This window comes from Mycolicibacterium iranicum, from assembly GCF_014190915.1.
Lineage (GTDB): Bacteria > Actinomycetota > Actinomycetes > Mycobacteriales > Mycobacteriaceae > Mycobacterium > Mycobacterium iranicum_B.
Map to the genome: position 1 here is coordinate 1 of NZ_JACHVU010000010.1, position 24,790 is coordinate 24,790.

Sequence of the window (24,790 nt, forward strand, 5' to 3'; positions counted from 1 at the left end):
TGGTGAGCGTTCCTAGACAGCTCGCACTCCACTCGGAGGTCTTCGTCTTGTCACCTCACCACGCCGTCACCAACGTCCGTGGTCAGTACAGCTAGTCGCCGGCCTGCAGGTAGGCCACCAGGGCGTTGGTCAGACCTCGCCGCGCGACGTCGAGGTCGGCGTAGGAGCCCAGCTGTCGCTCGGAGACCAGGCCGCGCATCGCGCCGGGGATCAGTGTCGCGACCTCGCGGACACGCTCCGGGTCGACGCCGAGGCCGGCGAACGCAGTGTGGCAGATCGCCAGCCAGGACTGGCCCCAGGAGTACAGCTCGGCGGCGGTCTGCGGATAGAGCCGTTCCAGTTCGGCGGGATCACGGGGCAGCGCGGCCCGCAGGTTCTCGATGGCGCGCGAATCCGGTGCTGCCAGACCGGCATACAGCGTGTCGATGATGCCCGCGACGCGCTCACGCAGCGAGGCGTCGGCATCGACGGTGGCGAAGACGTCCGCGCGGCGCTGGGCGGTGCGGTGCAGCACGGCCGCCCAGAAGCCGTCGGCGTCACCGAACTGATACTGCACCGCACCCCAGGTCGCGCCGATGTCCTTGGCGATCCGATTGGCCGACACCGATCCGGGATCTCCGGAGGCCAACGATCTGAGTGCGGCTTCGAGCATGTTCTCCCGCGTGGCCTGACCGCGGCGGTTGGTGCGCCGGGGCGGTGTGGCTGCCTGCGCGACGTCGGTCATCGCCCGAGCGTACCGAAAGTTTCGTAGAACCCACTATGTTTCTTTCATTGACTGTTCTATTCTTCTGCGCATGGCCAAACCGCCTCTGTCGATGAAGCCGACCGGCTGGTTTCAGGTCGCATGGTCCGACGAGATCCCGGTCGGCCAGGTGCGCACCATGAAGTACTTCGACCAGGAGATGGTCGCCTGGCGCGCCGAGTCCGGTCAGGTGACGGTGATGAACGCCTACTGCGAACATCTGGGCGCCCATCTCGGTTTCGGTGGCACGGTGCACGGTGAGGTGCTGCAGTGCCCGTTCCACGGGTGGCAGTGGAATCAGCAGGGCCGCAACGTGTGCATCCCTTACGAGGACCGACCCAACCGCGGCCGCCGCATCAAGACCTACCCCGTCACCGAGCGCAACGAATCCGTCTACATCTGGCATGACATCGAGAACCGGCCGCCGTTCTTCGACGCCCCGGACATCTTCGCGAGCTTCGGCGGCGACGCCGGTGTCGAGGACTACTACCCGCAGCAGCGGCTGTTCGAGCAGGGCCACGAGATGCATCCGCAGTACGTGCTGGAGAACGGCGTCGACTTCGCGCATTTCAAGTACGTGCACGGCACCCCGATCAACCCGATCTTCACGCGCCACGACTTCGACGACGCGGTGTCCTACGTGGACTTCACGATCACGTTCGAAGGGGACGACGGGCAGAGCATCGACGACGTCCGCAGCGGTGTCGAGGCCATCAACGGCGGCCTGGGCATCGCGGTGACGAAAAGCTGGGGGATGATCGACAACCGCACGATCTCGGCGATCACCCCGGTGGACGAGTCCACCTCCGACGTGCGGTTCATGGTGTACATCGGCAAACCCAGAGGCGATGTGCGCAATCCCGACCGCGCCCGCGTGAAGGCCGAGGAGTTCGGCGCGGAGGTCATCCGGCAGTTCCGCCAGGACATCCACATCTGGGCCCACCAGCGTTACTCCGACCCGCCGGCACTGGCGAGTTCGGAACTGCAGGGGTTCACCGCGATTCGCGAATGGGCCAAGAAGTTCTATCCCGACGGCAAGGGCGGCAGCGCCGCCGAGCTGGCCGCCCGGTCCGCTCACTGACCCCCAGGAGAGGTTCTCAATGACGATCACGGTATTCCAGGTGGCGACCGGCAACGTCGGCTCCGAGATGATCAAGCGGATCGCCGACCAACCCGACCTCGAATTGATCGGCGTGCACTGCTATTCGCCGGACAAGATCGGCAGGGATGTCGGCGAACTGGTCGGGCTCGCCCCCGTCGGCGTGACGGCGACCGGCACCGTGGAGGAAATCCTGGCCGCCAGGCCCGACGTGGTCACCTTCCACGGCGTGTTCCCCGACGAAGACCTCTACGTCAAGGTGCTCGAGGCGGGGATCAACATCGTCACCACCGCGGATTGGATCACCGGTTGGCACCGCGACCGCAACCATCCGCACCACTCGGGCAAGCCCGTGACGCAGTTGCTCCAGGAAGCCTGTGAGAAGGGCGGTTCCACGTTCTACGGCACCGGGATGAACCCCGGCCTGAACCAGATCCTCGGCGTGGTCTGCTCTGCTGACGTCGCCGAGATCGAGAACATCACGACGATTGAGTCGGTCGACGTGTCCTGCCACCACTCCAAGGACACGTGGATCGAGGTCGGTTACGGCGCACCCGTCGACGACCCCGAGATCCCGGGCAAGCTGGAGAAGTACACCCGGGTGTTCGCCGACAGCGTCTACATGATGGCCGACTGTTTCGACCTGCAGCTCGACGAGGTGAAGTTCACCTACGAGCTGGGCGCGTGCACGAAGGACGTCGACCTGGGCTGGTATCAGCTGCCGAAAGGTTCCCTGGGCGGCAACTACATCAAGTACCAGGGCATGGTCGACGGGGTGCCGCGGGTCGAGACCCACCTCGAGTGGCAGATGACGCCGCACACCGATCCGAGCTGGGACATTAAGGGCTGCTACATCACTCAGATCAAGGGCGATCCCAACATCTACAACAAGCACATGATCTTCCCGCAGCCCGGTGTCGACCTGTCCGACCCTGCGAGCTTCGCCTCCATCGGGATGACGGTCACCGGCATGCCCGCGCTCGCGTCGATCAAGTCCGTGGTCGCGGCCAGGCCGGGCATCATCACCTCGGCCGATCTGCCGCTGCGCGGCTTCGCCGGACGGTTCGCGCTCTAGGAGAAGCTCAGCGGAAGCTCCGCGAGCCGCCGAACCAGCAGGCTGGGCAGCCAACGGCCCGGCGCCGCCGCCTCGATCCAAGACGTCCGCGTGATGAGGTGCTCGAGCACGACCCGGCTCTCGAGTCGCGCCAGCGCCGCGCCCACACAGAAGTGCGCACCCTTGCCGAACGCGATGTGGCCCTTGCTGTTCGGGCGGTCCAGCCGGAATTCGTGCGGTGCCTCGAGATGGGCCGGATCCCGGTTGGCGGCGCCCCAGAGCAGGAGTAGCCGTGAACCCGCGTCGAGTGGGTGGCCGGCAAGATCGCAGTCGGCGACGACGTGCCTGTAGTGCGCGCGAAACGGCGGCTCGAAGCGCAGCACCTCTTCCAGGAACGCCGGGATGAGCGTCGGATCGTCGCGCAGACGCCGCTGCAGTTCCGGGCGTGACGCGATGATCTGGGTGGCCGAGCCGATCAGGGATGCCGTGGACTCACCGCCCGCGCTGAACAGCGTCACCAGCATCACCTGCGCGGTGATCAACTCCACTTCTCCTGTGCCGCAGGCTCGGGCGAGGTCGCCGAGCAGGGTGTGGCCGGGCTCGGCGGCCGATGCCTCCATCTGCTCTGCGATGTAGCCGGCCAGCTCCAGCGCTGCGGTGCCCGCGGCGGCCAGCTTCGGATCGTCGACCCGTCCGTCGAGGACCTGCGTACTGGCGTAGGCCCATTGGCCGACGCGATCGGTGTCCTCGCGGGGAATGCCGATGAGTTCGCAGATGACTTTCATCGGAAGGGGGTTCGCGACCGCGCTCATCCACTCGGTGACACCGACGTCGGTGACGTCCTGCCACAGCGCGGTCATCGTCTGGGCGACGAACGTCTCCAAGGCGCCGATGCGTTTGGCGGCCAGGTGCGGGATCAGCATCCTGCGGTGTGCGGCGTGTGCCGGATCGTCCGCAGTGGCCAGTGCCTGCGTCGGACTGCCGAGAGAATCCAGGGGCAGGAGGTCCACGGTGCCGTCGGGCATATATCTGATCGCGCCGGTCAGATTCGAAGAGAATGTGTCGGGGCGTGCCACCGCCTCCTCCACCGCGGCCCGTCCGCACACCGCGAAGAAGTCGGAGGCGCCGACCCGGTGTACGGCGCCCTCGGCCTGCATCCGGGCATAGAGCGGGTAGGGATCTTGAAGGAACTCCGCGTCGAGTAACGCCAGGCCCAGGTCGGTGTGTCGCGCGGTCATGACGTCAGGAAAGGCCGTCGCCACCGCCCGCGTCAACGGCTGCGCCAAGGTCGAAACCCCGGCCGTCGCGGCGGCCGCATCCGGGTCTCACGCGGCCGCAGGCGAGCAGCGAAAACAGTGAGAAACGCACCGCATTGTGTCTCACACTGAGATATTCGAGCAAGCCCATCTCAGTGAGGACAGCGGTGACGCGGAATGACTGGCTCGTCGGCGACCGGCGTGCGGAAGCGGCCGAGCGCATCTACGCGGCGGCGATCGATCTGATCGTGCGTGACGGCTTGGACGCCTTCGACATCGCCGCGCTGCAGGCGGTGGTGCACTGTTCGCGAGCGACGATCTACCGGCACGCAGGCGGCAAGAACCAGATCCGCGACACCGTACTGATGCGGGAGGCCGAGCGGATCGTGGCGACGGTTCGTACCGCCGTGGCGGGGCTGACCGGAGCGGAGCGCGCCACCACGGCGGTCATCGTCGCCCTCGAGCGCATCCGGGCCGACCCGATGGGACGCGTGCTGCTGAACTCGCTGCGCGGGGGTGAGCTCACCGGGATCGTGCGATCGCAGATTCCGGCCGCGCTGGCCGCCGAGCTGACGGGCGCCACCGACGACCCGCAGGCCGCACAGTGGACGGTGCGCGTGGTCCTTGCGTTGCTGTTCTGGCCTGTCGAGGACCCGGTCGTGGAACGCGAGATGCTGCAACGCTTTCTGACGTCCGGCGCCTGAAGGGCGCGGCGACGTGAGGGTTCGGCTATCCGGCGCCCTTGCCGTTGTCCACCCGGTACACCGCGCCGTGCACGGCGGCCGCGTCGTCGCTTGCCAGGAACGCGATGGTCTTGGCGACATCCTCGGTGGCCATGAACCCGCGCGGTGAGGCGATCCGCATGATGAGGTCCCAGTCGGCGTTCTCGGGCGCCTCGAACTCGGTGGTCTGCGCGGTCGGCATGCCGCCGGGGCAGATTGCGTTGACCCGCAGTCGCTCCTTGGTGAATTCCACGGCCAGCGCGCGTGTCAGGCCGATCAATCCGTGTTTGGCCGCGCAGTAGCCGGCGGAGTAGACCTCTCCTTCGACTCCGGCGATCGATGCGACGTTGACGATGTTGCCCGCGGTCTTTAACAGGTGGGGGAGCGCGGCGCGGCACAGGTAGAACGGGCCGTTCAGGTTCACCGACAGATCGGCGTCCCAGTCGTCGTCCGTCATCGACATGGTGTGGCGCATCTTGTGATAACCGGCGATGTTCGCCAGGACGTCGAGCCGTCCGAACTGCGCGACGCAGTCCGTGACGGCCTGTGCGCAGGCGGCGGGCGAGGTGACGTCCACCGACGAGAAGCGGCCGCCGGGGATGTCGGCGAAGACCTCGGCCATGCGGTCGGCGTCGCGGGCGATGCCGAAGACCGTCGCACCGCGTTCGGCGAACAGCTTCGCCGTCGCGGCTCCCAGTCCGGTCGACGCACCGGTGACCAACGCGACCTTGCCGCTCAGTTGACTCATGCCCATGACTTTCTCATGAGCTCTGCGGCTCTCAGACAGCGGCGCGGGGTGTCACCGGTGGTACCGCCGCCAGCAGATCGCGGGTGTATTGCTGCTCGGGCGAGGTGAACAGCTCCCCGGCCGGCCTGTTCTCGACCACCTCGCCGTTGCGCATCACCAGCACCTCGTGGCTGAGCTGACGGATGACGGCGAGATCGTGCCCGATCAGCAGGTACGTCAGACCCAGCTCGGACTGCAGGCGCGACAACAGATCCAGCACACGCGCCTGCACCGACACGTCCAACGACGCGGTGGCCTCGTCGAGGATCAGCAGGTCCGGTTCGGCGGCGAGCGCCCTGGCGATGCTGACGCGCTGGCGTTGTCCGCCCGAGAGCTCGTGCGGATACCTCTGGGCGAATTCGGCGGGCAGGCCGACGAGGTCCAGAAGTTCGTCGACCCGTCGCCGCCGGCCGCTCCTGCCGTCGGCCAGCTTGTGCACGATCAACGGCTCGGCGATCGATGTATCAACGCGCGCACGGGGATTCAGTGACGCGAACGGGTCCTGGAACACCAGCCCGATGCGGCGCCGCATGTCCCGCGCGGCCGCTCCCTTCACCGACAGGACGTCGTCGCCGGCGAGCGTGGCGGTGCCGGAGTCCGGCGTCACCAGCCCGGTCAGTGCGGCGGCGATCGTGGACTTCCCCGAACCCGACTCACCGACCAGTCCGAGCGTGGTGCCGCTGCGGATGCGGAACGAGACGTCCCTGACCGCGTGCACCGTCGTGCGACCGACCGGGCTGGTCACCGGGAAGCGCACGTCGAGGCCCTCCACCTTCAGGAGCGTCTCGCCGTCGGGGGTCGCCGCCGGCCCGGACCTGTCGAGCACGGGCCGCGCGGCGAGCAGATCGCGGGTGTAATCGTCACGCGGGTGGTCGAACACCTGCAGGATCGGCGCCTGCTCGAGGGCGACGCCTGCGCGCATCACCGTGACGTCGTCGGCGACCTGACCGATCACGCCGAGATCGTGGCTGATCCACACCACGGCGGTGCCGAAATCGCGCTGCAGGTCGCGGACCAGCTCGATGATCTGAGCCTGCGTCGTGACATCCAGCGCGGTCGTGGGTTCGTCGGCGATGAGCAGTTCGGGCTCGCACGCCAGCGCGATCGCGATCATCACGCGCTGGCGCTGGCCGCCGGACAACTGATGCGGATAGGCCTGCAACCGCATGTCGGGATCGGGCAGTCCGACCGCCTCCAGCAGCTCCAGCGCGCGTCCCGTCGCGGCGCGCCGGGTCATGTTCCGGTGTGTCTCCAGCGTTTCGGTGATCTGACGTTCCAGCGTCAGCAGCGGGTTCAGTGACGTTCCGGGGTCCTGGAAGACGAAACCGACCCGGGCGCCGTGGACGCTGCGCAGCACGCGCGGTGACGCACCAACCAGTTGGACCGGCTCGCCCGCATCGCCGCCGCCCAGCGTGCTCGTACCGGACACGCGGGCCCCGGGAGCGTCGAGCAGACCGGTCGCGGCGAGGACCGTCATCGTCTTGCCCGAACCCGATTCCCCCACGATGCCGACGGTCTTGTCGCGCTCCACGTCGAAGGACACGCCGTCGACGAGGGTGCGCGCGCCGATGCGCACACCGAGGTCTGTGACGCTCAGAACGGTCATCGCTCCCGCCTCCGCGCCTCGATTGTGGTGCGCTGCTTGGGATCCAGCACGTCGCGCAGTCCGTCGCCGAAGAGGTTGAAGGCCAGCACGATCACGAAGATCGCGGCGCCGGGGAACACCGCCATCCACCATGCCATGGTGACGAACCCCTGGGAGTCGAAGATCATCCGGCCCAGCGACGGCTGCGGCGGCTGAATACCCAAGCCCAGGAACGACAGTGCGGCTTCGGAGAGGATCGCGAACGCCAGGGACAGCGAGGTCTGCACGACCAGCGGGCCCGTGATGTTGGGCAGGATGTGCCTCCGCAGGATGTAGGAGTCTCCCGTCCCCATCGCCCGCGACACCGACACGTACGGCTCGGTCCGCACCCCGAGCGTGCTGGCTCGCGCGACGCGGGCGAAGATCGGTGTGTAGACGATGCCGATCGCGAGAATGGTCGTCGTGACGCCGGGGCCCAGGATGGCGACGACCGCGAGGGCGAGCAGCAGCACCGGAAACGCGAACATCACGTCGACGACGCGCATCAGGACGGTGTCCAGCCACCCCCCGCGGTAGCCCGCGATCACGCCCACCGCGACGCCGACGACTGCCGCGAGCGCGACGCTGACGACGGCGATGCGCATCGACGCCTGCACGGCCACCAGGACGCGGGAGAGCACGTCACGTCCGAGTTCGTCGGTGCCGAACCAGTGCGAACCACTCGGCGGCTGAAGGGCGTTCGGGACGTCGACGTCGTTGACGCCGTACGGGATGATCCAGTTCGCGGTGACTGCCACGACGGCGACGGCCACCAGCACCGCCGCACTCACCAGGGTGACGGGGTTACGTGCGAGCAGCCGCCAGGACGCCAGGCGGCCGCCGTCGGTGTCGTTCTCGGTGCTCGTCATCCCAGCCGGATCCTCGGGTCCACGACGGCATACAGCACATCGACGAGCAGGTTGATGAGAAGGAAGAGCGCCGCGATCACCAGGACCGCACCCTGGATCAGCGGATAGTCACGCGCGGCCACCGCGATGAACACCAACCGGCCCAGCCCCGGCCAGGCGAACACCACCTCGACGACGATGACGCCGCCGAGCAGCGTGGCCAACTGGATGCCGGTGATCGTCAGGATCGGGACGAGCGCGTTGCGCACCGTGTGCCGGAAGGTCACGACACGTGGCGACAGACCTTTGGAACGTGCCGTGCGCACGTACCCCATCGAGGCGACCTCCAGGACCGCCGCACGCACGTAACGGGTCATGATGGCCGCGGCGACCACGCCGACGGTGAGTCCGGGCAGGATGATGTGCCGCAGCCACCCGGCGGGATCCTCGAACAGAGGCCGGTAGCCCGAGGTCGGCAGCCACCCCAGCACCGTCGAGAACAGGGCGATCAACAGAATGCCCATCCAGAAGTCCGGGATCGACACGCCGAACTGACTCGACACCCGCACCAGCGCGTCGCTGAATCTGCCCTCCCGCAGCGCGGAGTAGATACCGGCGGGCAGCGCGATCACCAGCGCGATGACGATTCCCGCGAACCCCAGTGACAGGGTGGCCGGTAGCCGCTCCAGCAGAGTGACCGTCACGGGGTCGCCGTTGCGGAAGCTGACTCCGAGGTCTCCGGTCAGCGCGGAGCCGAGGTAGCCGAAGAACTGGGACACCAGCGGCCGGTCGAGCCCGCTGGCGGTGCGCAACGCCTCGTAGGCCTCAGGGGTGTAGCGGGTGCCCAGTGCGATGCGCACCGGGTCGCCGGGCACCAGGTGCACCAATGCGAAGACCAGCACCAGCACGCCCAGCATCACGACCGCCGAATACGCCAGCCGCCGGGCGACGAATTGGGTGACGGGGTGGGTCAGGATCGCGGGCGCCGGCACGGTCACACCCCGCCGTCGGGGTCGAGCGCGGCCGTCCGGAACCGGACCGCGCCGTCGCGGCGCGCCTCGTATCCGGTCAGGGCGGGGTTCCAGGCCTGGATGACCGACGAGTTGTACAGGTAGATGTAGCTGACCTCGTCGGCGATGAGCGTGGCGGCCCGGGCGTACACGTCCTTGCGGGTCGCCTGGTCAGTTTCCACGCGGCCGGCGTCGAGAAGGCGGTCGACCTCCGGGTTGGAGAACTTCTGGGCGTTGCTGGTGCCGTCGGTGTGGTGCTGGGCGTAGTAGAAGTCGTCCGGGTCGATGTTGCCGAGCCAGCCGAGCATCAGCATGTCGAAGTTCCCGGAGTTCTGTTCGTCGAGCCAGGTGGCGAAGTCGACGGTCCGGATGCCGACGGTGATGCCCAACGGGGCGAGGTTGTCGGCGACGATCTGGGCCGCGGTGACCGTCTCGGGATATTCGGTGGTCACCAGCATGTCGAGTTCGGTGGGCGCAGCGCCGGCCTCCTGCAACAGTTTTCGGGCGGTGTCCAACCCCTGCTCGCCGTCGTCGCGGTACCTGTCGTAGGGCGTGAACCACGGGTTGCCCTCGGGGATGGCCAGTTCGTTGACCGCAGCCGTGCCGTAGCTGGTGGCCTGCACGATCGCGTCCCGGTCTATCGCGTGGGCGACGGCCTGCCGCACACGCACGTCGTTCCACGGCTCCCGCGCCTCGTTGAGGGCCAGATACCAGTAGTCGTTGCTCGGAGTGACCGACAGCTGCAGTGATTCATCGTCACGCAGCTGCGCAACGCGTTGTGGCGGAACGGAATCGGTCCAGTCGATCTCGCCGGCCTGCAGCGCCGACAGCGCGGTCGAGGGCTCGGAGATGAACCGGAACGTCACCCCGGACACGCCGGGAGCGCCGTCCCAATAGTCCGGATTGGCCGCCAGCGAGATGGAGTCGCCGCTCTTCTGACCCACGAAGCTGAACGGTCCGGTGCCGACGGGGTGGGTGGCGATCCGTCCACTGTCGACATTGGCCCGCGACACGATGGCCATGCCCTTGAAACCGCCGATGTTGGTCAACATGTTCGGCGTCGGGCGGTCGACGCGGAGCACGACGGTGGCGGGATCGGGCGCCTCGACGGCGGTGACCGAGCTGAACTTGTCGGAGTTCGCCAACTGCTCGTCGATGATCCGCCGGTACGAGAAGACCACGTCGTCGGCGGTCAGCGGGGTGCCGTCGTGGAAGGTGACACCGGGCCGAAGACGGAACGTCCAGGTCAGCTGGTCGGGGCTGACCTCCCACGACTCTGCCAGCGCGGGTTTCATCTGCAGGTCCGCGTCCGGCTCGACGAGCGTGTCGAACACGTTCTCCAACACCTCGAACGAGAAGTAGGCCGTGGTCTTGTGGGGGTCGAGTTGGTCGGGCTCGCCGGCGATCGCCGCGACGAGTGCACCGGAGGTGCCGTCACCGAGATCGACGCTCTGGCCGGTGGAACAGCCGGTGAGGGCTGCCAGTAACGCGCAAATGACGAGGACAGCGGCATGCACCGCTGTCCTCGCCATATGCAACCACCCCGGGAACTCGAGCCTGCTTCACTCTGTCTACCCCGGCCTGCGGGCGGCAAAACCACGTGGCGCATCCCAGGCGACAAACCCGTGACTTTGTCCACCCGCGGCTGAAATACTGCGGGGCATGAAGATGCTGCGCGGCCTGGCCGCTGTCGCCGTTCTCGCCGGTGCCTCTGTCGGCGCCGCTGTGCCCGCGCAGGCCGACACCCCCGTGATGCAGGGCGTCTACAACTATGTGTCCGAGGGCAAGACCGGAACGTGGACCATCTACCCGTCCTGCGTCCCCGTCGTCGGCGATCTGCGCGAAGCCCTGTACCTGCCGGTCGGCTGCCAGCTGCACGTCGGCCCGTCCGAGGGCGTCACCGGGGGTGACGCGCGGCTTGTGGGCGGCCTCTGGTCGTTCACGACCCCCAAGCGGGAAGGCATGCAGTGCCCCGACGGCTCATGGGCGCCGACCATCGAGGACATCAAGTTCAGCGAGACCTCCGGTACCCGCAGCATCTCCCACAGCGGGGCGTGCGGGCTTCCTCCGGGCATCATCAAGGTCCCCTTCACGCTGTCGTTCAAGGAGCCGCTGCCGATCCCGGTCGACCAGTACCCGCTGATCTGCGAGCCCGGCGGTCTGCGACGCTGCTTCTGAGTGCCGGCACCAACCAGACGAGAGGCGGTGCGCGTGAGCGTTTCTGACGTGAAAAGGGTGGTCATCTGGGGCACCGGGTTCGTCGGCAAGATGGTCATCGCCGAGATCGTCGATCATCCCCGTTTCGAACTGGTGGGTGTCGGGGTCAGCAATCCGGACAAGGTCGGACGCGATGTCGGGGAGCTCTGCGGGCTCGGCCGCGATCTCGGCCTGACCGCGACCGACGACGTCGACGCGCTGATCGGCCTGAAACCCGATGCGCTGGTGCATTACGGCCCGACGGCGGCGCGGGCGGATGCCAACATCGAGTTGATCACCCGCTTCCTGCGCGCCGGCATCGATGTGTGCTCGACAGCGATGACGCCGTGGATCTGGCCCACCATGCACCTGAATCCGCCGAACTGGATCGAACCCATCACGGTGGCCTGCGAACTCGGTGAATCCTCGTGTTTCACCACCGGCATCGACCCGGGGTTCGCGAACGACCTCTTCCCGATGACGCTGATGGGTCTGTGCTCGGAGGTCCGCACCGTGCGCGCATCCGAACTGCTGGACTACACCAATTACGAGGGCGACTACGACCGGGAGATGGGCATCGGCAAGCCGCCGGAGTTCCGGCCGATGCTGGAGAACCCGGACATCCTGGTGTTCGCCTGGGGTGCAACGGTTCCGATGATCGCGCATGCGGCGGGCATCATGCTCGACGAGATCACCACCACGTGGGACAAGTGGGTCACCCCCGACGAGCGCAAGACCGCCAAGGGCATCATCGCGCCCGGCAACGTCGCCGCGGTCCGCTTCACCATCAACGGGATCTATCAGGGCGAGACCAGGATTGCGCTCGAGCACGTCAACCGGATCGGCAACGACGCCGCTCCGGACTGGCCGTCGGGCAACGAGAACGACGTGTACCGCGTGGACATCGAAGGAACGCCCAGCATCTTCCAGGAGACGGCGTTCCGGTTCACCGACGGTTCGGGGCGTGACGCCGCCGCGGCCGGATGTCTGGCGACGGGCCTGCGTGCGCTCAACGCCGTCCCCGCGGTCAACGACCTCTCCCCGGGCTGGGTGACCGCCCTGGACCTTCCGCTGATCCCCGGCGTCGGCACGATCCGCTAGCCGTGCCGGCGGCGGTCACGCGGCGCGTTTGACCAACACGAGGTGGGCGAGCGGGATCTGCGTGCGCTCCGGGGCCGCGGACAGTCGCGCGGCCACACCCGCTTCGAGACGGTCGAAGAACTCCGGGGCGCGCGCGTCGGCCGGACCGGCGGACAACGCCGCGGTCAGTGCGGGAAACACCGCGGCCCGCGCGAACCCCGCCCACCTGGCCCCGAAAGCGCGTGCGTCACCGTCGATCCGGTAGCGATCCCAGAAGCGGTCCTCGGCGTCGAACACCTCGATGTGGTCGATCTCCAGACGTTCGAATCGCCCGGACGGCGCGAACGGCGCCGTGAAGTCACTCGCGCGGCGCCCGACCGTCGGAATGCACATGCCCGCCACTTCGTCCTCGGTCACGATCCCGCCGCCCGCCAACTCGGCGAGGGCGTCGACGATCGCCGCCAGTAGCGGCCCGAACCCGAAGTCGCCGTCCTCGCTGATCGCCATCGTCATGACGACCAGACGGCCGCCCGGGCACAGTTCCCGTCCACGGAAGGCGACGAACTCGTGCCAGTCGTGGGCCGCCTGCCTGGTGTACGCCGCGCGCACCGCCTCGTCGTGGCAATGGTGGACATGGATGTGGCCGGCGATGCCGCCGGGGGTCTTGCGCAGCCAGTGGATCGCCCAGGCGCTCCATCCCAGGTTCACACTGTTGGACGGAAGGATCTGCGAATAGAAGGACCTACCGACCCCGGAGACGAACGTCGCCCGGTCCTTGCGCAGGTAGGAGTCTGGATCGTTTTCCAGGTTGTGGAACATCTGGGTGAAGTCGTTGTCGGGTCTGTCGGTGTGTGCGACCAGTATCGAGTGGTCCGGCCGGGTTCGGTTGCGCAGCACCGAGATCGCCGCACCCATCGGCAGCAGCGAATTGAGCCCGTTCGAGGCGCCGTAGTCGGCGACGACGATCGGCTGGGGCGGCTTGGGGATCGGCACCTCGGCGGCGGCCCGTTCGAACACGGCGATGGCGGGCGCGAGGCCCGCTGCCTGCAGTCGATTCGCGGCGCTGTAGGAGCCACTGTCCTCGGGCTCCGGGCGCACGACGATGCTCGACTCGGCCATGTTCCGACGGTAATACCGGCGCAGCGATCGCGCCGCCGAACTCCGCGCAGCGACCCGGTCGTGCGAGACTTCGGCTCATGAAGGGACGGGTGGGTCCGCGGGTCGCCCTCACCGGCGCCATCGTCATGCTGGTCGCCGGGGCGGTCGGCCTGATCGTGTCGCTGCTGATGAACGTGTTCGTCTTCGACGAGTTCGACGCCTACGGCGAGATCCCGATCCCCGGTTCGGAGCGCATCCACCTGCCGGCGGGGGAGGTGACGATCAACTTCCACACCTTCTCCACCGGCAGCAGCAGCGGCGGGTTCCCGGTGCCGCCGCTGAAGATCCGTATCGTCCCGCCGGAGGGCGCCCCCGACCCCGTCCTCACCGAGACGATGGGATCGACGACATCGGTGAACAACGATGTCCGCCTGCAGGTGTGGATCGCACAGATCGCCGAGGAAGGCCTCTATGAGATCGAGACCGGCGGCGAGGTCGACGGCTACATCAGCCCTCGGCTGGCGTTCGGGCGCGACACCTCGCCCGGATGGATGCCGTGGGTGTTCGGGGGGCTGCTGGCCGCGGGCATCGTCTCGCTGGTCGCGTCGATCCCCTGGTGGACCCGGTCGGGCCGGCGGCCCCAGCCGCTCCCGGCGCCCGTGAGCCTCGACGAGCCGACGATGCACACCTATCAGCCCACCGACGAGGGGGTGCGGCTCGAACAGCTCAAAACGTTGGCCGCACTGCGTGATTCCGGTGCGTTGACCGTCGACGAGTTCGAGTCGGAGAAGCGCCGGATCCTCGACGGTCAGTGACCCCGGGCCACCCATTCGTCGTAGTGCACGATCTCGTCGCCCACCGTGGTGGTGTCGCCGTGGCCGGTGTAGACCACGGTCTCGCCCGGCAGCGTGCCCAGCCGCCCCGAGATCGACTCGAGGATGGTCGGGAAGTCCGAGAACGACCGCCCCGTCGCGCCCGGCCCACCCTGGAACAGGGTGTCGCCGCTGATCACCGCGTCGAGTTCGGGCGCATGCCAGCACACCGAACCCGGGGAGTGTCCCGGTGTGTGCAACGCGCGCAGTTCCGTGCCCGCCACGCGGAGGGTCTCTGTGTCGGACACCGCCCTGAAGTCGCTGTCCGGGTGGGTCATCCGCCACAGCACCTCGTCGGCGGGGTGCAGGAGCACCGGCGCATCGAGCGCCCGTCCGAGTTCGGGTGCGACGGTCACGTGGTCGTTGTGACCGTGCGTGCACACCACCGCGACGACGTGCCGGCCCCCGACGGCGTCGATGATCGGCTCGGCGGTGTGCGCGGCGTCGAAGACGATGACCTCCTTGTCGTCACCGACTAACCAGATGTTGTTGTCGACATCCCAGCTGCCGCCGTCGAGTTCGAACGTGCCGCTGGTGACCAGGCGCTGGATCGCTCCGCTCATCAGATCACCACCACGGAGCGCAGGACTTCGCCGTTGTGCATCTTGTGGAAGGCGTCTTCGATGTCGTCGAGTCCGATGCGTTCGGAGACGAACTTGTCGAGGGGGAAGCGGCCTTGGAGGTAGAGGCTGATCAGGGTGGGGAAGTCGCGTTCGGGGAGGCAGTCGCCGTACCAGGAGGACTTCAGGGAGCCGCCGCGGGAGAAGAAGTCGATCAGCGGCATGTCCAGGGTCATGTCGGGGGTGGGCACACCGACGAGCACGACGGTGCCGGCCAGGTCGCGGGCGTAGAAGGCTTGTTTCCAGGTTTCGGGTCGTCCGACGGCGTCGATGACGACGTCGGCGCCGAAGCCGTCGGTGAGGTCCTGGATGGTTTCCACTACATCTTTTCCTGCGGAGAGCTCGCCCGCGTTGATGGTGTGGGTGGCCCCGAATTGGCGGGCCCAGTGCAGTTTCTGGTTGTCGCGGTCCACGGCGATGATGGTTTTGGCTCCGACCAGCGCGGCCCCGGCGATGGCGGCGTCGCCGACTCCGCCGCAGCCGATGACGGCCACGGTGTCGTCGCGCGTGATCGCGGCGGTGTTGATCGCCGCACCCAGGCCGGCCATCACCCCGCAGCCCAGCAGGCCGGCCGCGGCGGGGTCGGCGGCGGGGTCGACTTTGGTGCACTGTCCTTCATGGACGAGGGTCTTGTCGGCGAAGGCGCCGATGCCCAGGGCGGGGGTCAGTTCGGTGCCGTCGGTCAGCGTCATCTTCTGGGCGGCGTTGTGGGTGTCGAAGCACAGGTGGGGGCGGCCGCGTTTGCAGGCCCGGCACTGTCCGCACACCGCGCGCCAGTTGAGGATGACGAAGTCGCCCGGGGCGACGTTGGTGACGCCCTCGCCGACGGATTCGACGAGGCCGGCGGCTTCGTGGCCGAGCAGGAACGGGAACTCGTCGTTGATGCCGCCCTCGCGGTAGGTCAGATCGGTGTGGCACACCCCGCAGGCCTGGACGTCCACGACCACCTCACCAGGACCGGGATCCGGGATCACGATCTCGACCACCTCAACCGGTTGAGCCTTCGCCCGAGAAATCACACCACGCACAGTCTGAGCCATGCTTGAACCCTAATGGTTCCGACTTCTTCGTTCGATCGAAGATCCGGGCCGGGTCGTCGGCCTAGCGTCGACACATGACCTCATCAACCGACAACCCGTCGATCTCTGCCGAGACCACCGACGCGTTCGCCCACCGCATCGTCGGCGCCCTCGACGCCGCGAGCATCGCACTGCTCGTGTCCATCGGACACCAGACCGCACTGTTCGACACCATGGCCGCCCAGCCGCCCGGCACCAGTGCCCAGATCGCCGAAGCCGCCGGGCTGAACGAACGCTACGTCCGCGAGTGGCTCGGCGGAATGGTGGCCGGACGCATCGTCGAGTACGACCCTGCGACACAGGCCTATTCGCTCCCCGACCATCGCGCCGCGGTCCTCACCCGCGCCGCCGGACCGGACAACCTCGCCCGGGTCGCCCAGTTCATCCCGCTGCTCGCCGAGGTCGAACAGAAGGTCATCGACCGCTTCCACTACGGAGGCGGCCTGTCCTACGCCGAGTATCCGAGATTTCACACCCTCATGGCCGAACAGAGCGGCGAGGTGTTCGACGCCGCCCTGGTGGACACGATCCTGCCGATGGCCGAGGGACTGACCGACCGGTTGCGCGCCGGTGCCGAGGTCGCCGACTTCGGTTGTGGCAGCGGCCATGCGGTCAACGTCATGGCACAGGCGTTCCCGCAGAGCCGGTTCACCGGGATCGACTTCTCCGACGAGGGTCTGGCCGCCGGCGCCCGTCAGGCTCGCGCACTGGGCGTGACCAACGCCTCCTTCGTCGCGGCCGACGTCGCCACGTACGCCGCGGCGGAGGCGTTCGACGTCGTCACCGCCTTCGACGCGATCCACGACCAGGCGCACCCGGGGGAGGTCCTGAAGAACATCCACTCCGCTCTGCGCCCCGGAGGGACGTTCCTGATGGTCGACATCAAGTCCTCGAGCCGGGTCGAGGACAACATCGGCGTCCCCTTCGCGCCGTACCTGTACACCGTGTCGACGATGCACTGCATGAGCGTGTCGCTGGGGCTCGACGGAGATGGCCTGGGCACCTGCTGGGGACGTGAGCTCGCCACCTCGATGCTGACCGAGGCGGGTTTCGCCGACGTGCGGGTGCGGGAGATCGAGTCCGACCCGATCAACTTCTACTACATCGCCAGGAAATGATCGCTCGCTAGGCTCGGGCGCGATGACTGCTCTCGATGTCCTCGACGACTGGCCGGTCCCCACCGCCGCCGCTGCGGTGGTGGGCCCTTCGGGCGTGCTGGCCACGCACGGCGACACCACCCGCCGCTTCCCCCTGGCCTCGGTGACCAAGCCGCTCGTGGCCCGGGCAGCGCAGGTCGCCGTCGAGGAGGGCGCCGTCGACCTCGACGACGAGGCCGGGCCGCCCGATGCCACCGTCCGGCACCTGCTCGCCCACGCGGCGGGCTACGAGATGACGTCGGCGAAGGTGATCGCCGCGCCGGGCACCCGGCGGATCTATTCGAACTACGGCTTCACCGCGCTGGCCGAGACGATCGAGACCGAGACGTCGATCGCGTTCGCCGACTATCTGGCCGAGGCGGTCTTCGCGCCCCTGGCGATGTCCGACACCGCGCTCGACGGCGGTGCGGAGGCAGCCGGTTACGGGGTGACGTCGACCGTCGCGGACCTCGCGGCCTTCGCCGCCGATCTGCTGACGCCGACGACGGTCTCCGGGCAGATGCACGCCGACGCGGTCAGCGTCCAGTTCCCCGGACTGGACGGAGTGCTCCCGGGCTTCGGGGTGCAGCGCCCCAACGACTGGGGACTGGGCTTCGAGCTGCGCGGCGGCAAATCACCGCACTGGACCGGGTCGACGAACTCCGAGCGGACCTTCGGTCACTTCGGCCAGTCCGGGACGTTTCTGTGGGTAGACCCCGACGCGGTCACGGCCCTCGTGGTGCTCACCGACCGCAAATTCGGAGACTGGGCACACACGGTGATGCCGGCCCTGTCTGATGAAGTCCTAAGAGAGTACGGGGCGGACTAGCGCAACACGCGCCTCACGAGGCACAATAGACACGCAAACCACAATTTCATCGCACGACTCGCACATCGCGCCGCGCGCCGTTCGGAAACCACCAGGTCGTTGGGGAAGACGTCCCTCGTGGAACCGAAGGAGCAGGAGATGCGCGCAGCGAACCAATTCGCCGACGTGACGACGGGCGTGGTGTACATCCACGCTTCGCCCGCGGCGGTATGCCCGCATGTCGAGTGGGCGTTGTCGTCGACCCTCAATGCGAGGGCGAACCTGAAGTGGACCCCGCAGCCCGCCATGCCCGGACAGCTGCGCGCGGTGACCAACTGGGTCGGTCCGGTCGGCACCGGCAGTCAGCTCGCCAATGCCCTGCGCTCGTGGTCGGTGCTCCGTTTCGAGGTGACCGAGGACCCCAGCAGCGGCGTCGACGGGCATCGCTGGTGCCACACCCCGCAGCTCGGTCTGTGGAGCGGCGCGATGAGCGCGAACGGTGACGTGATGGTCGGGGAGATGCGGCTGCGCACCATGATGGCCTCGGGTGCTGACACGCTGGCCGCCGAGCTGGACTCCGTGCTGGGCACCGCGTGGGACGAGGCGCTCGAGGCTTACCGCGACGGCGGCGAGGGCGCGGAGGTCAGCTGGCTGAGCCGGGGAGTCGGCTAGGCCGGCCGCAGGATTCGCAGCGCGTTCGGCACCGCCGACACCTCGACCGGCAGCGGGCACACGAACTCGCCGTCGGCATAGGCGTTGATGCCCGGAGAGTCCACCGAGATCGTGCGGGCGCGCGCCGTCCGCACCTCATCCAGGGCGACGTGGGTGCCCTTGAACACCGTCGGGAACAGCCGGATCAACCGTGACCGCGAGGCCGAGGCCACCATCGTGGCGTCGAGCTGCCCGTCGCGGGGGTCGGCGTCCGGGCAGATCTTCATACCGCCGCCGTAACTCCTGGTGTTACCGAACGCCGCCAGCGTCAGCTCGGTGGCCACCTCATCGGCGCCGTCGAAGGACAACCGGAACGGCAGCAGCCGCAGTTTCGACAGCTCGGCGACCATCGCGAGGTTGTACCGCATCCGCCCGTGCGGCCACCGCATCCGGTTGGTGCGGTCGGTGACCAGCGAGTCGAAACCCGCGGCCATGACCGTGCCGAACCACCGGTCGGTGCCGTCGGCGCCCGCGATCCGGCCGAGGTCGACGGTGTCGACGATGCCGTCGACGATCACGTCGGCGGCGGCCTCGGGAGCCCCGGTGGGGATACCGAATTCGCGCGCGTGGTCGTTGCCGGTGCCGGCCGGGACAAGCCCGAGCGGGATGTCGCTGCGGGCGAGTACCTGCAGTGCCAGGGACACAATGCCGTCGCCGCCGACGACCACCAGGGCGTCCATGCCGCGTTCCAGAGTGCCCTCGACGAGCGCGCGGGCATGGGCGGCGTCGCGCCCGGCGATCGCCACCACGTCGACGCCGCGGCGGTGCAGCTGGGTGATCGCGCGTTCGGCGGCGTGCGGGGCGCTGCCGTGACCGGACGCCGGATTCGTCAACACCGTGACGCGCGCGGGCGGGTTCACGGAATCAGCTTGCCGGGGTTCAGGATTCCCGCCGGGTCCAGTGCCGACTTGACCGCCCGCAGCACCGCCACGCCGACGTCGCCGACCTCGTCGCGCATCCACGGACGGTGGTCGGCGCCGACGGCGTGGTGGTGGGTGATCGTCGCGCCGGTGCGCACCATCGCATCCGAGGCAGCGGCTTTGGCCGTGCGCCACTGCTTAATCGGATTCCCGCGCTGGGCGGCGACGACGGTGAAGTAGAGCGAGGCTCCGGTGGGGTAGACGTGCGAGATGTGACACAGCACCAGCGCCGGGGTGCCCGAGTCGGCGAGCGATCGGGTCAGCGCATCGGTGACCGCCGCCTTGAGAGCGGGCACGTTGGACCAGTTGGTCGCGGTCTCCAGCGTCTCGCACAGGGCGCCGGCGGACAGCAGCGCGTCCCGCAGGTACGGCGCATTGAAGCGGCCGTGCTCCCAGGCCCGTGCCGGTGCTTCGCCCAGTGAGGTACCGCCCTTGTCTGTCAGGAGGTCTCGCGTCTCGGCATGTCGGCTGGCCACGTGTGCCTCGGAGCCCTCGAACGCGGTGATCGCCAGGCAGCCGCCGGTGATCTGCTGCTCGCCGATGTTGTCGGTGGTCGCCAGGTTGACGCCGGTCTCGGCTTCGTCGGACAGCCGGATGACCGTGGGGCCCGTGCCCGTCTGCACGACCGCGCGCAGTGCGTCGGCGCCGGTGGCGAAATCGGGGAAGGACCACGCCTCGTACCGCGTGACCTCCGGAACGGGGTGGACCCGCACTCGGACGCGGGTGATGATCCCCAGGGTGCCCTCCGAGCCGAGGAGAAGGTGGCGCAGATCGGGGCCTGCCGCGGATGCCGGGGCCCGGCCCAGGTCGAGGACGCCGGCCGGGGTGACGGCCCGCAGGCCGCGGACCATGTCGTCGAACCGGCCGTACCCCGCGGAGTCCTGTCCGGAGGAACGGGTGGCGGCAAAGCCCCCGATGGTCGCGAACAGGAAGCTCTGCGGGAAGTGTCCCAGCGAGAACCCGCGCTCGCCGAGCAGCCGCTCGGCGTCCGGCCCGGACAGGCCCGCGCCGAGTTCCGCCTCGCCCGAGACCTCGTCGAGGGAATGCAGTTCGTCGAATCTGCGCAGGTCCACCGACACCACGGCCCTGAAGTCGCCGCGCAGCGGATCCAGCCCGCCGACCACGCTGGTCCCTCCGCCGAAGGGCACGACGGCGATGCTGCGGTCGGCGCAGAACCGCAGGAGGTCGGCGATCTCGTCCTCGGTACCGGGGCTCACCACCGCATCGGGGGCATCCTGCACGCCGAAGTCTCTGCGCCGCAGCAGGTCCAGGGTCGACTTGCCGCCGGCACGCAGCAGCCGCGCCGAGTCGTCGACCGTCAGATGGGCGGCGCCGACGATCGCGGCCAGGCCGTCGCGGTCGGCGGGCGACAGCGCCGAGGGCCGCAGGCGCACCTGCTCACGGGTCGGTTCGTCGGCAGCGGCCCCGTCGAGGCCGAGAGCCCGATCCAGCAGCGAGCGGATGCCGGGCGACAGCGGCTTGGCGGCAGCGGGGTCACCCCAGGCGTTCCACTGCATCGGCGGGTCGCTGGGTTGGGCATCGGCGCGCGTCATGCGTTACAGTATTACAGATGGTGTCAATCCGTAACACTGATGCGACCGTCGAGCAGCGGATCCTCGATGCCGCTGCCGCGTGCATCCTGGCCTACGGCGTCGAGCGCACGACGATGACCGAGATCGCGCGCCGGGCCCGGGTCAGCAGGCCCACCATCTACCGCCGCTGGCCCGACATCCGATGGGTGATCGCCGAATTGCTGACCGTCCGGATCTCCGGTGTCCTGGAGGCGGTCCCGCACACCGGGGTCGGCCGGGCAGATCTCGTAAATCGCGTGGTCAAGATCGCCGAACATCTGCGGGGCGACGAAATCGTCATGTCGGTGATCTTCAACGCCCCGACGCTGGCGATGGTCTACATCACCGAACGGCTCGGCACCAGCCAGCGCCTGCTCGTCGACGCATTGGCCGAGGCGATCACGGCCGGCCAGGACGACGGCAGCGTGCGCGACGGCGACCCCTACCAGATGGGCGCGATGTGCCTGCTCATCGCGCAGTCCACCATCCAGTCGGCTCAGATGGTGGAGAAGATCCTCGACCGCGACGCGCTCAACGTGGAGTTGGCGCACTCCCTGAACGGATACCTGAAACCGTGACCGCCTCAACAGCATTGAACGCCGCCCGGCGCGCCGCCGACCTCGCCGCGGTGGCCGACGGCCCGCCCGTCGACGTCGTCGTGATCGGCGGCGGCATCACCGGCGCGGGTATCGCGCTCGATGCCGCGACCCGGGGTCTGTCGGTCGTGCTGGTCGAAAAGCACGACCTGGCTTTCGGAACGAGCCGTTGGAGCTCCAAGCTGGTGCACGGTGGCCTTCGGTACCTGGCGACCGGCAATGTCGGCATCGCCAGGAGAAGCGCCGTCGAACGCGGAATCCTGATGACGCGCAACGCCCCTCACCTCGTGCGCGCGATGCCGCAGCTCGTTCCGCTGCTCCCCGAGATGAACACGGCCTCGAGGGCGCTGGTGCGGTTCGGCTTCGCCGCCGGGGACGGGCTGCGCAAGCTCGCCGGCACGCCGGCGTCGACCCTGCCCCGGTCGCGGCGCGTCGACGCGCGGAAGGCGATCGCGCTGGCCCCGACCGTGCGGCGCGACGGCCTCGACGGCGCGCTGCTCGCCTACGACGGTCAGCTCATCGACGACGCGCGTCTGGTCGTCGCGGTGGCCCGCACGGCCGCCCAGCACGGCGCGCGGATCCTGACCCGCGTCGCCGCGTCCGAGGCGGGACGTGACTCGGTCACGTTGACCGACACGCTGACCGGAGAGTCGATGCTCGTGAAGGCCCGGGCCGTCGTCAACGCGACCGGCGTGTGGGCCGGTGAGGTCGACGACTCGTTGACGTTGCGGCCCAGCCGCGGCACCCATCTGGTGTTCGACGCCGCGGCATTCGGGAATCCGACGGCGGCACTGACGGTGCCGATCCCGGGGGAGCTGAACCGGTTCGTCTTCGCGATGCCCGAGCAGCTGGGCCGGGTGTATCTCGGCCTGACCGACGAGGACGCGCCGGGCCCCATCCCCGACGTTCCGGAGCCGACCCCGGACGAGATCACGTTCCTGCTCGACACCGTCAACACGGCGCTGGACACGGCGTTGCGTCCCGAGGACGTCAGAGGGTCCTACGCGGGACTGCGCCCCCTGATCGACACCGGCGCGGGCCGCACCGCCGACGTGTCGCGGGAGCACGCCGTCACCGAATCGCCGTCGGGGGCGTTGAGCGTGATCGGCGGCAAGCTCACCGAATACCGTTACATGGCCGAGGACGTGATGGACCGTGCGATGCGCACCCGTGGCCTGGCCGCCGGTGTCTGCCGGACCCGCAACCTGCCGCTCGTCGGCGCACCGTCGAATCCGGTGGCGAGTCTGCGGTCACCGGTCGAGCTGCCGGGGTCCCTGGTCGCACGCTTCGGGGCCGAGGCGCCGAACGTGATCGCGCGGGCCACGTGCGGGCGTCCCACGGACGCGGTCGCCGACGGGATCGACGTCACGCGTGCGGAATTCGAGTACGCGGTCACCCACGAGGGGGCGCTGACGGTCGAGGACATCCTTGATCGCCGCACCAGGATCGGCCTCGTCGCGGCGGACCGCGAACGTGCCGCAGCCGCCGCGGCCGAAGTGTTGGCTACCGCGACCTGAGGCCGGTCAGAGCGGGATGTTCTTGTGGCGGCCGCGGCGTGCGGGTGCCTCGGCGAGCGCCTGCGTGACCTTCGAGCGGGTGTGCGCCGGGTCGATCTTCTCGTCGACCACGCCGATCTCGATCGCGGAATCCACACCGCCGGCGATCTTCTCGTGCTCGATCGCCAGCGCCTCGTGCAGCGCCTCGCGCTCCTCGGGGGCGGCGGCGGCCAGCTTCTTCTTGTGCAGGATGCCGACCGCGGCCTTGGCGCCCATCACGGCGACCTCGGCCTCGGGCCATGCGAAGACCTTGGTGGCGTTCAGCGACCGCGAATTCATCGCAATGTAGGCGCCGCCGTAGATCTTGCGGGTCACCAGCGTGACGCGCGGGACCGAGGACTCACCGAAGGCGTGCAACAGCTTGGCGCCGCGACGGACCACGCCACCCCACTCCTGATCGACACCGGGCAGGTAGCCGGGCACGTCGACGATGACGACCAGCGGGATCCCGAACGCGTCGCAGAGACGCACGAAACGCGCCGACTTCTCGGCACTTTCGGAGTTCAGGCAACCACCGAGCCGCAGCGGGTTGTTGGCGATCACACCGACGGTGCGTCCGGCGAGGCGACCGAGTCCTACGACGATGGACGGCGCCCAGCGCGACTGGAACTCCTCGAAGGGCACACCTTCGTCGAGCAGGGCCTCGACGAGCGGGTGCACATCGTAGGCGCGTCGCGCCGACTCGGGCAGCAGCGCCTTGAGGTCGGTGTCGCCGGCTTCAGCCTTGGAACGGTCGAAATGGCCCTGCTGGCAGAACAATCCGACGAGGCGGCGGCCGCGCTCGTAGGCGTCGAGCTCGTCGTCGGCGACGATGTGGCACACACCGGACTTCTTGTGGTGGGCCTCGGGGCCGCCCAGCGACACCATGTCGACGTCTTCGCCGGTCACGCTGCGCACGACGTCGGGGCCGGTCACGAAGACCTTGCTGTCGGGGGCCATCACGATGACGTCGGTCAACGCGGGGCCGTAGGCCGCACCGCCGGCGGCGAAGCCGACGACGACCGAGATCTGGGGGATGTAGCCGGACGCGCGGATCATCGCCTCGAACACCAGGCCCACCGCGTGCAGCGCCTTGACGCCCTCGGCCAGGCGCGCACCGCCGGAATGCCAGATACCCACGATCGGGCTCTGCTCCTCGATGGCGACGTCGTAGGCGTCCACGATGTGCTTGCAGCCGTCCACACCCATGGCGCCGCCCATCACGGTGCCGTCGGTGCAGAAGGCGACGGTGCGCACGCCGTTGACGGTGCCTGCGGCGGCGAGCACGCCGGACTTGTCGCGCTCGTGCAGCAGCTCGACGCTGTTGTCGTCGAAGAAGGTCGACAGGCGCAGCAGCGGATCGCGCGGGTCGAGCGATTCGTTCACATCGAGTGCGGGGCGGTTCTCAATCGTCGTCATGTTTCTC

25 protein-coding genes are annotated in these 24,790 nt (G+C 68.6%); 12 read left to right on the top strand and 13 right to left on the bottom strand.

Annotation, left to right across the window (positions count from 1 at the left end; genetic code table 11):
- Nucleotides 1–91 precede the first annotated feature (91 nt).
- Nucleotides 92–724, bottom strand: a complete 633-nt coding sequence (locus FHR72_RS19455; RefSeq protein WP_183471153.1) for a TetR/AcrR family transcriptional regulator — start codon at nucleotides 722–724, stop codon at nucleotides 92–94.
- A gap of 70 nt (nucleotides 725–794) precedes the next feature.
- On the opposite strand from FHR72_RS19455, the gene FHR72_RS19460 reads away from it, so the two are divergent.
- Entirely contained in the window at nucleotides 795–1,823 is a 1,029-nt protein-coding gene (locus FHR72_RS19460; RefSeq protein ID WP_183471155.1) for an aromatic ring-hydroxylating dioxygenase subunit alpha, read from the top strand.
- 19 nt (nucleotides 1,824–1,842) lie between these two features.
- On the top strand, nucleotides 1,843–2,916 hold the full coding sequence (locus FHR72_RS19465; protein WP_183471157.1) for an NAD(P)H-dependent amine dehydrogenase family protein: 1,074 nt from the start codon (nucleotides 1,843–1,845) through the stop codon (nucleotides 2,914–2,916).
- Here FHR72_RS19465 and FHR72_RS19470 read toward each other — a convergent pair.
- Entirely contained in the window at nucleotides 2,913–4,133 is a 1,221-nt protein-coding gene (locus FHR72_RS19470) for a cytochrome P450 (RefSeq protein ID WP_183471159.1), read from the bottom strand. The genes FHR72_RS19465 and FHR72_RS19470 overlap by 4 nt on opposite strands.
- On the opposite strand from FHR72_RS19470, the gene FHR72_RS26595 reads away from it, so the two are divergent.
- A complete protein-coding gene (locus FHR72_RS26595; protein WP_260156129.1) occupies nucleotides 4,132–4,254 on the top strand; it encodes a hypothetical protein in 123 nt (40 codons plus the stop codon). The genes FHR72_RS19470 and FHR72_RS26595 overlap by 2 nt on opposite strands.
- 64 nt (nucleotides 4,255–4,318) lie before the next feature.
- Complete coding sequence (locus tag FHR72_RS19475; protein ID WP_183471161.1) at nucleotides 4,319–4,855, top strand: TetR/AcrR family transcriptional regulator; 537 nt, start codon at nucleotides 4,319–4,321, stop codon at nucleotides 4,853–4,855.
- Between the two features lie 25 nt (nucleotides 4,856–4,880).
- On the opposite strand, the gene FHR72_RS19480 is transcribed toward FHR72_RS19475, so the two are convergent.
- The 5 genes from FHR72_RS19480 to FHR72_RS19500 are packed head-to-tail and all read right to left on the bottom strand — an operon-like array spanning nucleotide 4,881 to nucleotide 10,674.
- Nucleotides 4,881–5,621, bottom strand: a complete 741-nt coding sequence (locus FHR72_RS19480; protein ID WP_183471163.1) for an SDR family NAD(P)-dependent oxidoreductase — start codon at nucleotides 5,619–5,621, stop codon at nucleotides 4,881–4,883.
- A 31-nt stretch (nucleotides 5,622–5,652) separates the two neighbouring features.
- Nucleotides 5,653–7,266 (bottom strand): dipeptide ABC transporter ATP-binding protein, encoded by a 1,614-nt coding sequence (locus FHR72_RS19485; protein WP_183471165.1) that lies wholly within the window; start codon nucleotides 7,264–7,266, stop codon nucleotides 5,653–5,655.
- Complete coding sequence (locus tag FHR72_RS19490; protein ID WP_183471167.1) at nucleotides 7,263–8,153, bottom strand: ABC transporter permease; 891 nt, start codon at nucleotides 8,151–8,153, stop codon at nucleotides 7,263–7,265. Before FHR72_RS19490 ends, FHR72_RS19485 begins: the two co-directional genes overlap by 4 nt.
- Nucleotides 8,150–9,124 (bottom strand): ABC transporter permease, encoded by a 975-nt coding sequence (locus tag FHR72_RS19495; RefSeq protein ID WP_183471169.1) that lies wholly within the window; start codon nucleotides 9,122–9,124, stop codon nucleotides 8,150–8,152. The genes FHR72_RS19490 and FHR72_RS19495 overlap by 4 nt, the downstream gene beginning before the upstream one ends.
- A 2-nt stretch (nucleotides 9,125–9,126) precedes the next feature.
- Nucleotides 9,127–10,674 (bottom strand): ABC transporter substrate-binding protein, encoded by a 1,548-nt coding sequence (locus tag FHR72_RS19500; protein WP_183471171.1) that lies wholly within the window; start codon nucleotides 10,672–10,674, stop codon nucleotides 9,127–9,129.
- Between the two features lie 130 nt (nucleotides 10,675–10,804).
- Here FHR72_RS19500 and FHR72_RS19505 point away from each other — a divergent pair, with 130 nt between their 5' ends.
- Nucleotides 10,805–11,320, top strand: coding sequence for a hypothetical protein (locus tag FHR72_RS19505; RefSeq protein ID WP_183471173.1), 516 nt, complete (start codon nucleotides 10,805–10,807; stop codon nucleotides 11,318–11,320).
- 90 nt (nucleotides 11,321–11,410) lie between these two features.
- A complete protein-coding gene (locus FHR72_RS19510) occupies nucleotides 11,411–12,439 on the top strand; it encodes an NAD(P)H-dependent amine dehydrogenase family protein (protein ID WP_221194036.1) in 1,029 nt (342 codons plus the stop codon).
- A gap of 15 nt (nucleotides 12,440–12,454) precedes the next feature.
- On the opposite strand, the gene FHR72_RS19515 is transcribed toward FHR72_RS19510, so the two are convergent.
- Entirely contained in the window at nucleotides 12,455–13,537 is a 1,083-nt protein-coding gene (locus FHR72_RS19515; protein ID WP_183471177.1) for a class I SAM-dependent methyltransferase, read from the bottom strand.
- A gap of 77 nt (nucleotides 13,538–13,614) precedes the next feature.
- Here FHR72_RS19515 and FHR72_RS19520 point away from each other — a divergent pair, with 77 nt between their 5' ends.
- On the top strand, nucleotides 13,615–14,331 hold the full coding sequence (locus tag FHR72_RS19520; protein WP_183471179.1) for an SHOCT domain-containing protein: 717 nt from the start codon (nucleotides 13,615–13,617) through the stop codon (nucleotides 14,329–14,331).
- On the opposite strand, the gene FHR72_RS19525 is transcribed toward FHR72_RS19520, so the two are convergent.
- Together FHR72_RS19525 and FHR72_RS19530 are read right to left on the bottom strand one after the other, a co-directional pair.
- Complete coding sequence (locus tag FHR72_RS19525) at nucleotides 14,325–14,954, bottom strand: MBL fold metallo-hydrolase (protein WP_183471472.1); 630 nt, start codon at nucleotides 14,952–14,954, stop codon at nucleotides 14,325–14,327. The two genes, FHR72_RS19520 and FHR72_RS19525, sit on opposite strands and share 7 nt — an antisense overlap.
- Nucleotides 14,951–16,048, bottom strand: a complete 1,098-nt coding sequence (locus FHR72_RS19530) for an S-(hydroxymethyl)mycothiol dehydrogenase (protein WP_183471181.1) — start codon at nucleotides 16,046–16,048, stop codon at nucleotides 14,951–14,953. The genes FHR72_RS19525 and FHR72_RS19530 overlap by 4 nt, the downstream gene beginning before the upstream one ends.
- 74 nt (nucleotides 16,049–16,122) lie before the next feature.
- Here FHR72_RS19530 and FHR72_RS19535 point away from each other — a divergent pair, with 74 nt between their 5' ends.
- The 3 genes from FHR72_RS19535 to FHR72_RS19545 all read left to right on the top strand — a co-directional run bounded on the left by FHR72_RS19535 (nucleotide 16,123) and on the right by FHR72_RS19545 (nucleotide 18,703).
- Complete coding sequence (locus FHR72_RS19535; RefSeq protein ID WP_183471183.1) at nucleotides 16,123–17,205, top strand: class I SAM-dependent methyltransferase; 1,083 nt, start codon at nucleotides 16,123–16,125, stop codon at nucleotides 17,203–17,205.
- 22 nt (nucleotides 17,206–17,227) lie between these two features.
- The gene (locus FHR72_RS19540) at nucleotides 17,228–18,052 is read left to right on the top strand and encodes a serine hydrolase domain-containing protein (protein ID WP_183471185.1); all 825 of its coding nucleotides are present in this window, start codon (nucleotides 17,228–17,230) and stop codon (nucleotides 18,050–18,052) included.
- Nucleotides 18,053–18,190: 138 nt separating this feature from the next.
- Nucleotides 18,191–18,703, top strand: a complete 513-nt coding sequence (locus tag FHR72_RS19545; RefSeq protein ID WP_183471187.1) for a DUF3145 domain-containing protein — start codon at nucleotides 18,191–18,193, stop codon at nucleotides 18,701–18,703.
- Here the strand turns inward: FHR72_RS19545 and FHR72_RS19550 are convergent.
- Nucleotides 18,700–19,602, bottom strand: a complete 903-nt coding sequence (locus FHR72_RS19550) for a diacylglycerol kinase (RefSeq protein WP_183471189.1) — start codon at nucleotides 19,600–19,602, stop codon at nucleotides 18,700–18,702. The genes FHR72_RS19545 and FHR72_RS19550 overlap by 4 nt on opposite strands.
- Entirely contained in the window at nucleotides 19,599–21,179 is a 1,581-nt protein-coding gene (locus FHR72_RS19555; protein ID WP_183471474.1) for an FAD-binding oxidoreductase, read from the bottom strand. Before FHR72_RS19555 ends, FHR72_RS19550 begins: the two co-directional genes overlap by 4 nt.
- 53 nt (nucleotides 21,180–21,232) lie before the next feature.
- Here FHR72_RS19555 and FHR72_RS19560 point away from each other — a divergent pair, with 53 nt between their 5' ends.
- Nucleotides 21,233–21,811 (top strand): TetR/AcrR family transcriptional regulator, encoded by a 579-nt coding sequence (locus FHR72_RS19560; RefSeq protein ID WP_183471191.1) that lies wholly within the window; start codon nucleotides 21,233–21,235, stop codon nucleotides 21,809–21,811.
- The gene (locus FHR72_RS19565) at nucleotides 21,808–23,346 is read left to right on the top strand and encodes a glycerol-3-phosphate dehydrogenase/oxidase (protein WP_183471193.1); all 1,539 of its coding nucleotides are present in this window, start codon (nucleotides 21,808–21,810) and stop codon (nucleotides 23,344–23,346) included. Before FHR72_RS19560 ends, FHR72_RS19565 begins: the two co-directional genes overlap by 4 nt.
- Nucleotides 23,347–23,352: 6 nt before the next feature.
- On the opposite strand, the gene FHR72_RS19570 is transcribed toward FHR72_RS19565, so the two are convergent.
- The gene (locus FHR72_RS19570; RefSeq protein WP_183471195.1) at nucleotides 23,353–24,783 is read right to left on the bottom strand and encodes an acyl-CoA carboxylase subunit beta; all 1,431 of its coding nucleotides are present in this window, start codon (nucleotides 24,781–24,783) and stop codon (nucleotides 23,353–23,355) included.
- Nucleotides 24,784–24,790 lie beyond the last annotated feature (7 nt).

Excerpts from the sequence above, each read along its gene's own strand:
- FHR72_RS19455 (WP_183471153.1), bottom strand. The coding sequence starts at position 724 with ATGACCGACGTCGCGCAGGCAGCCACACCGCCCCGGCGCACCAACCGC.
- FHR72_RS19460 (WP_183471155.1), top strand. The coding sequence starts at position 795 with ATGGCCAAACCGCCTCTGTCGATGAAGCCGACCGGCTGGTTTCAGGTC.
- FHR72_RS19465 (WP_183471157.1), top strand. The coding sequence starts at position 1,843 with ATGACGATCACGGTATTCCAGGTGGCGACCGGCAACGTCGGCTCCGAG.
- FHR72_RS26595 (WP_260156129.1), top strand. The coding sequence starts at position 4,132 with ATGACGTCAGGAAAGGCCGTCGCCACCGCCCGCGTCAACGGCTGCGCC.
- FHR72_RS19470 (WP_183471159.1), bottom strand. The coding sequence starts at position 4,133 with ATGACCGCGCGACACACCGACCTGGGCCTGGCGTTACTCGACGCGGAG.
- FHR72_RS19480 (WP_183471163.1), bottom strand. The coding sequence starts at position 5,621 with ATGAGTCAACTGAGCGGCAAGGTCGCGTTGGTCACCGGTGCGTCGACC.
- FHR72_RS19485 (WP_183471165.1), bottom strand. The coding sequence starts at position 7,266 with ATGACCGTTCTGAGCGTCACAGACCTCGGTGTGCGCATCGGCGCGCGC.
- FHR72_RS19490 (WP_183471167.1), bottom strand. The coding sequence starts at position 8,153 with ATGACGAGCACCGAGAACGACACCGACGGCGGCCGCCTGGCGTCCTGG.
- FHR72_RS19500 (WP_183471171.1), bottom strand. The coding sequence starts at position 10,674 with ATGGCGAGGACAGCGGTGCATGCCGCTGTCCTCGTCATTTGCGCGTTA.
- FHR72_RS19505 (WP_183471173.1), top strand. The coding sequence starts at position 10,805 with ATGAAGATGCTGCGCGGCCTGGCCGCTGTCGCCGTTCTCGCCGGTGCC.
- FHR72_RS19510 (WP_221194036.1), top strand. The coding sequence starts at position 11,411 with ATGGTCATCGCCGAGATCGTCGATCATCCCCGTTTCGAACTGGTGGGT.
- FHR72_RS19515 (WP_183471177.1), bottom strand. The coding sequence starts at position 13,537 with ATGGCCGAGTCGAGCATCGTCGTGCGCCCGGAGCCCGAGGACAGTGGC.
- FHR72_RS19520 (WP_183471179.1), top strand. The coding sequence starts at position 13,615 with ATGAAGGGACGGGTGGGTCCGCGGGTCGCCCTCACCGGCGCCATCGTC.
- FHR72_RS19530 (WP_183471181.1), bottom strand. The coding sequence starts at position 16,048 with ATGGCTCAGACTGTGCGTGGTGTGATTTCTCGGGCGAAGGCTCAACCG.
- FHR72_RS19535 (WP_183471183.1), top strand. The coding sequence starts at position 16,123 with ATGACCTCATCAACCGACAACCCGTCGATCTCTGCCGAGACCACCGAC.
- FHR72_RS19540 (WP_183471185.1), top strand. The coding sequence starts at position 17,228 with ATGACTGCTCTCGATGTCCTCGACGACTGGCCGGTCCCCACCGCCGCC.
- FHR72_RS19545 (WP_183471187.1), top strand. The coding sequence starts at position 18,191 with ATGCGCGCAGCGAACCAATTCGCCGACGTGACGACGGGCGTGGTGTAC.
- FHR72_RS19555 (WP_183471474.1), bottom strand. The coding sequence starts at position 21,179 with ATGCAGTGGAACGCCTGGGGTGACCCCGCTGCCGCCAAGCCGCTGTCG.
- FHR72_RS19560 (WP_183471191.1), top strand. The coding sequence starts at position 21,233 with ATGGTGTCAATCCGTAACACTGATGCGACCGTCGAGCAGCGGATCCTC.
- FHR72_RS19570 (WP_183471195.1), bottom strand. The coding sequence starts at position 24,783 with ATGACGACGATTGAGAACCGCCCCGCACTCGATGTGAACGAATCGCTC.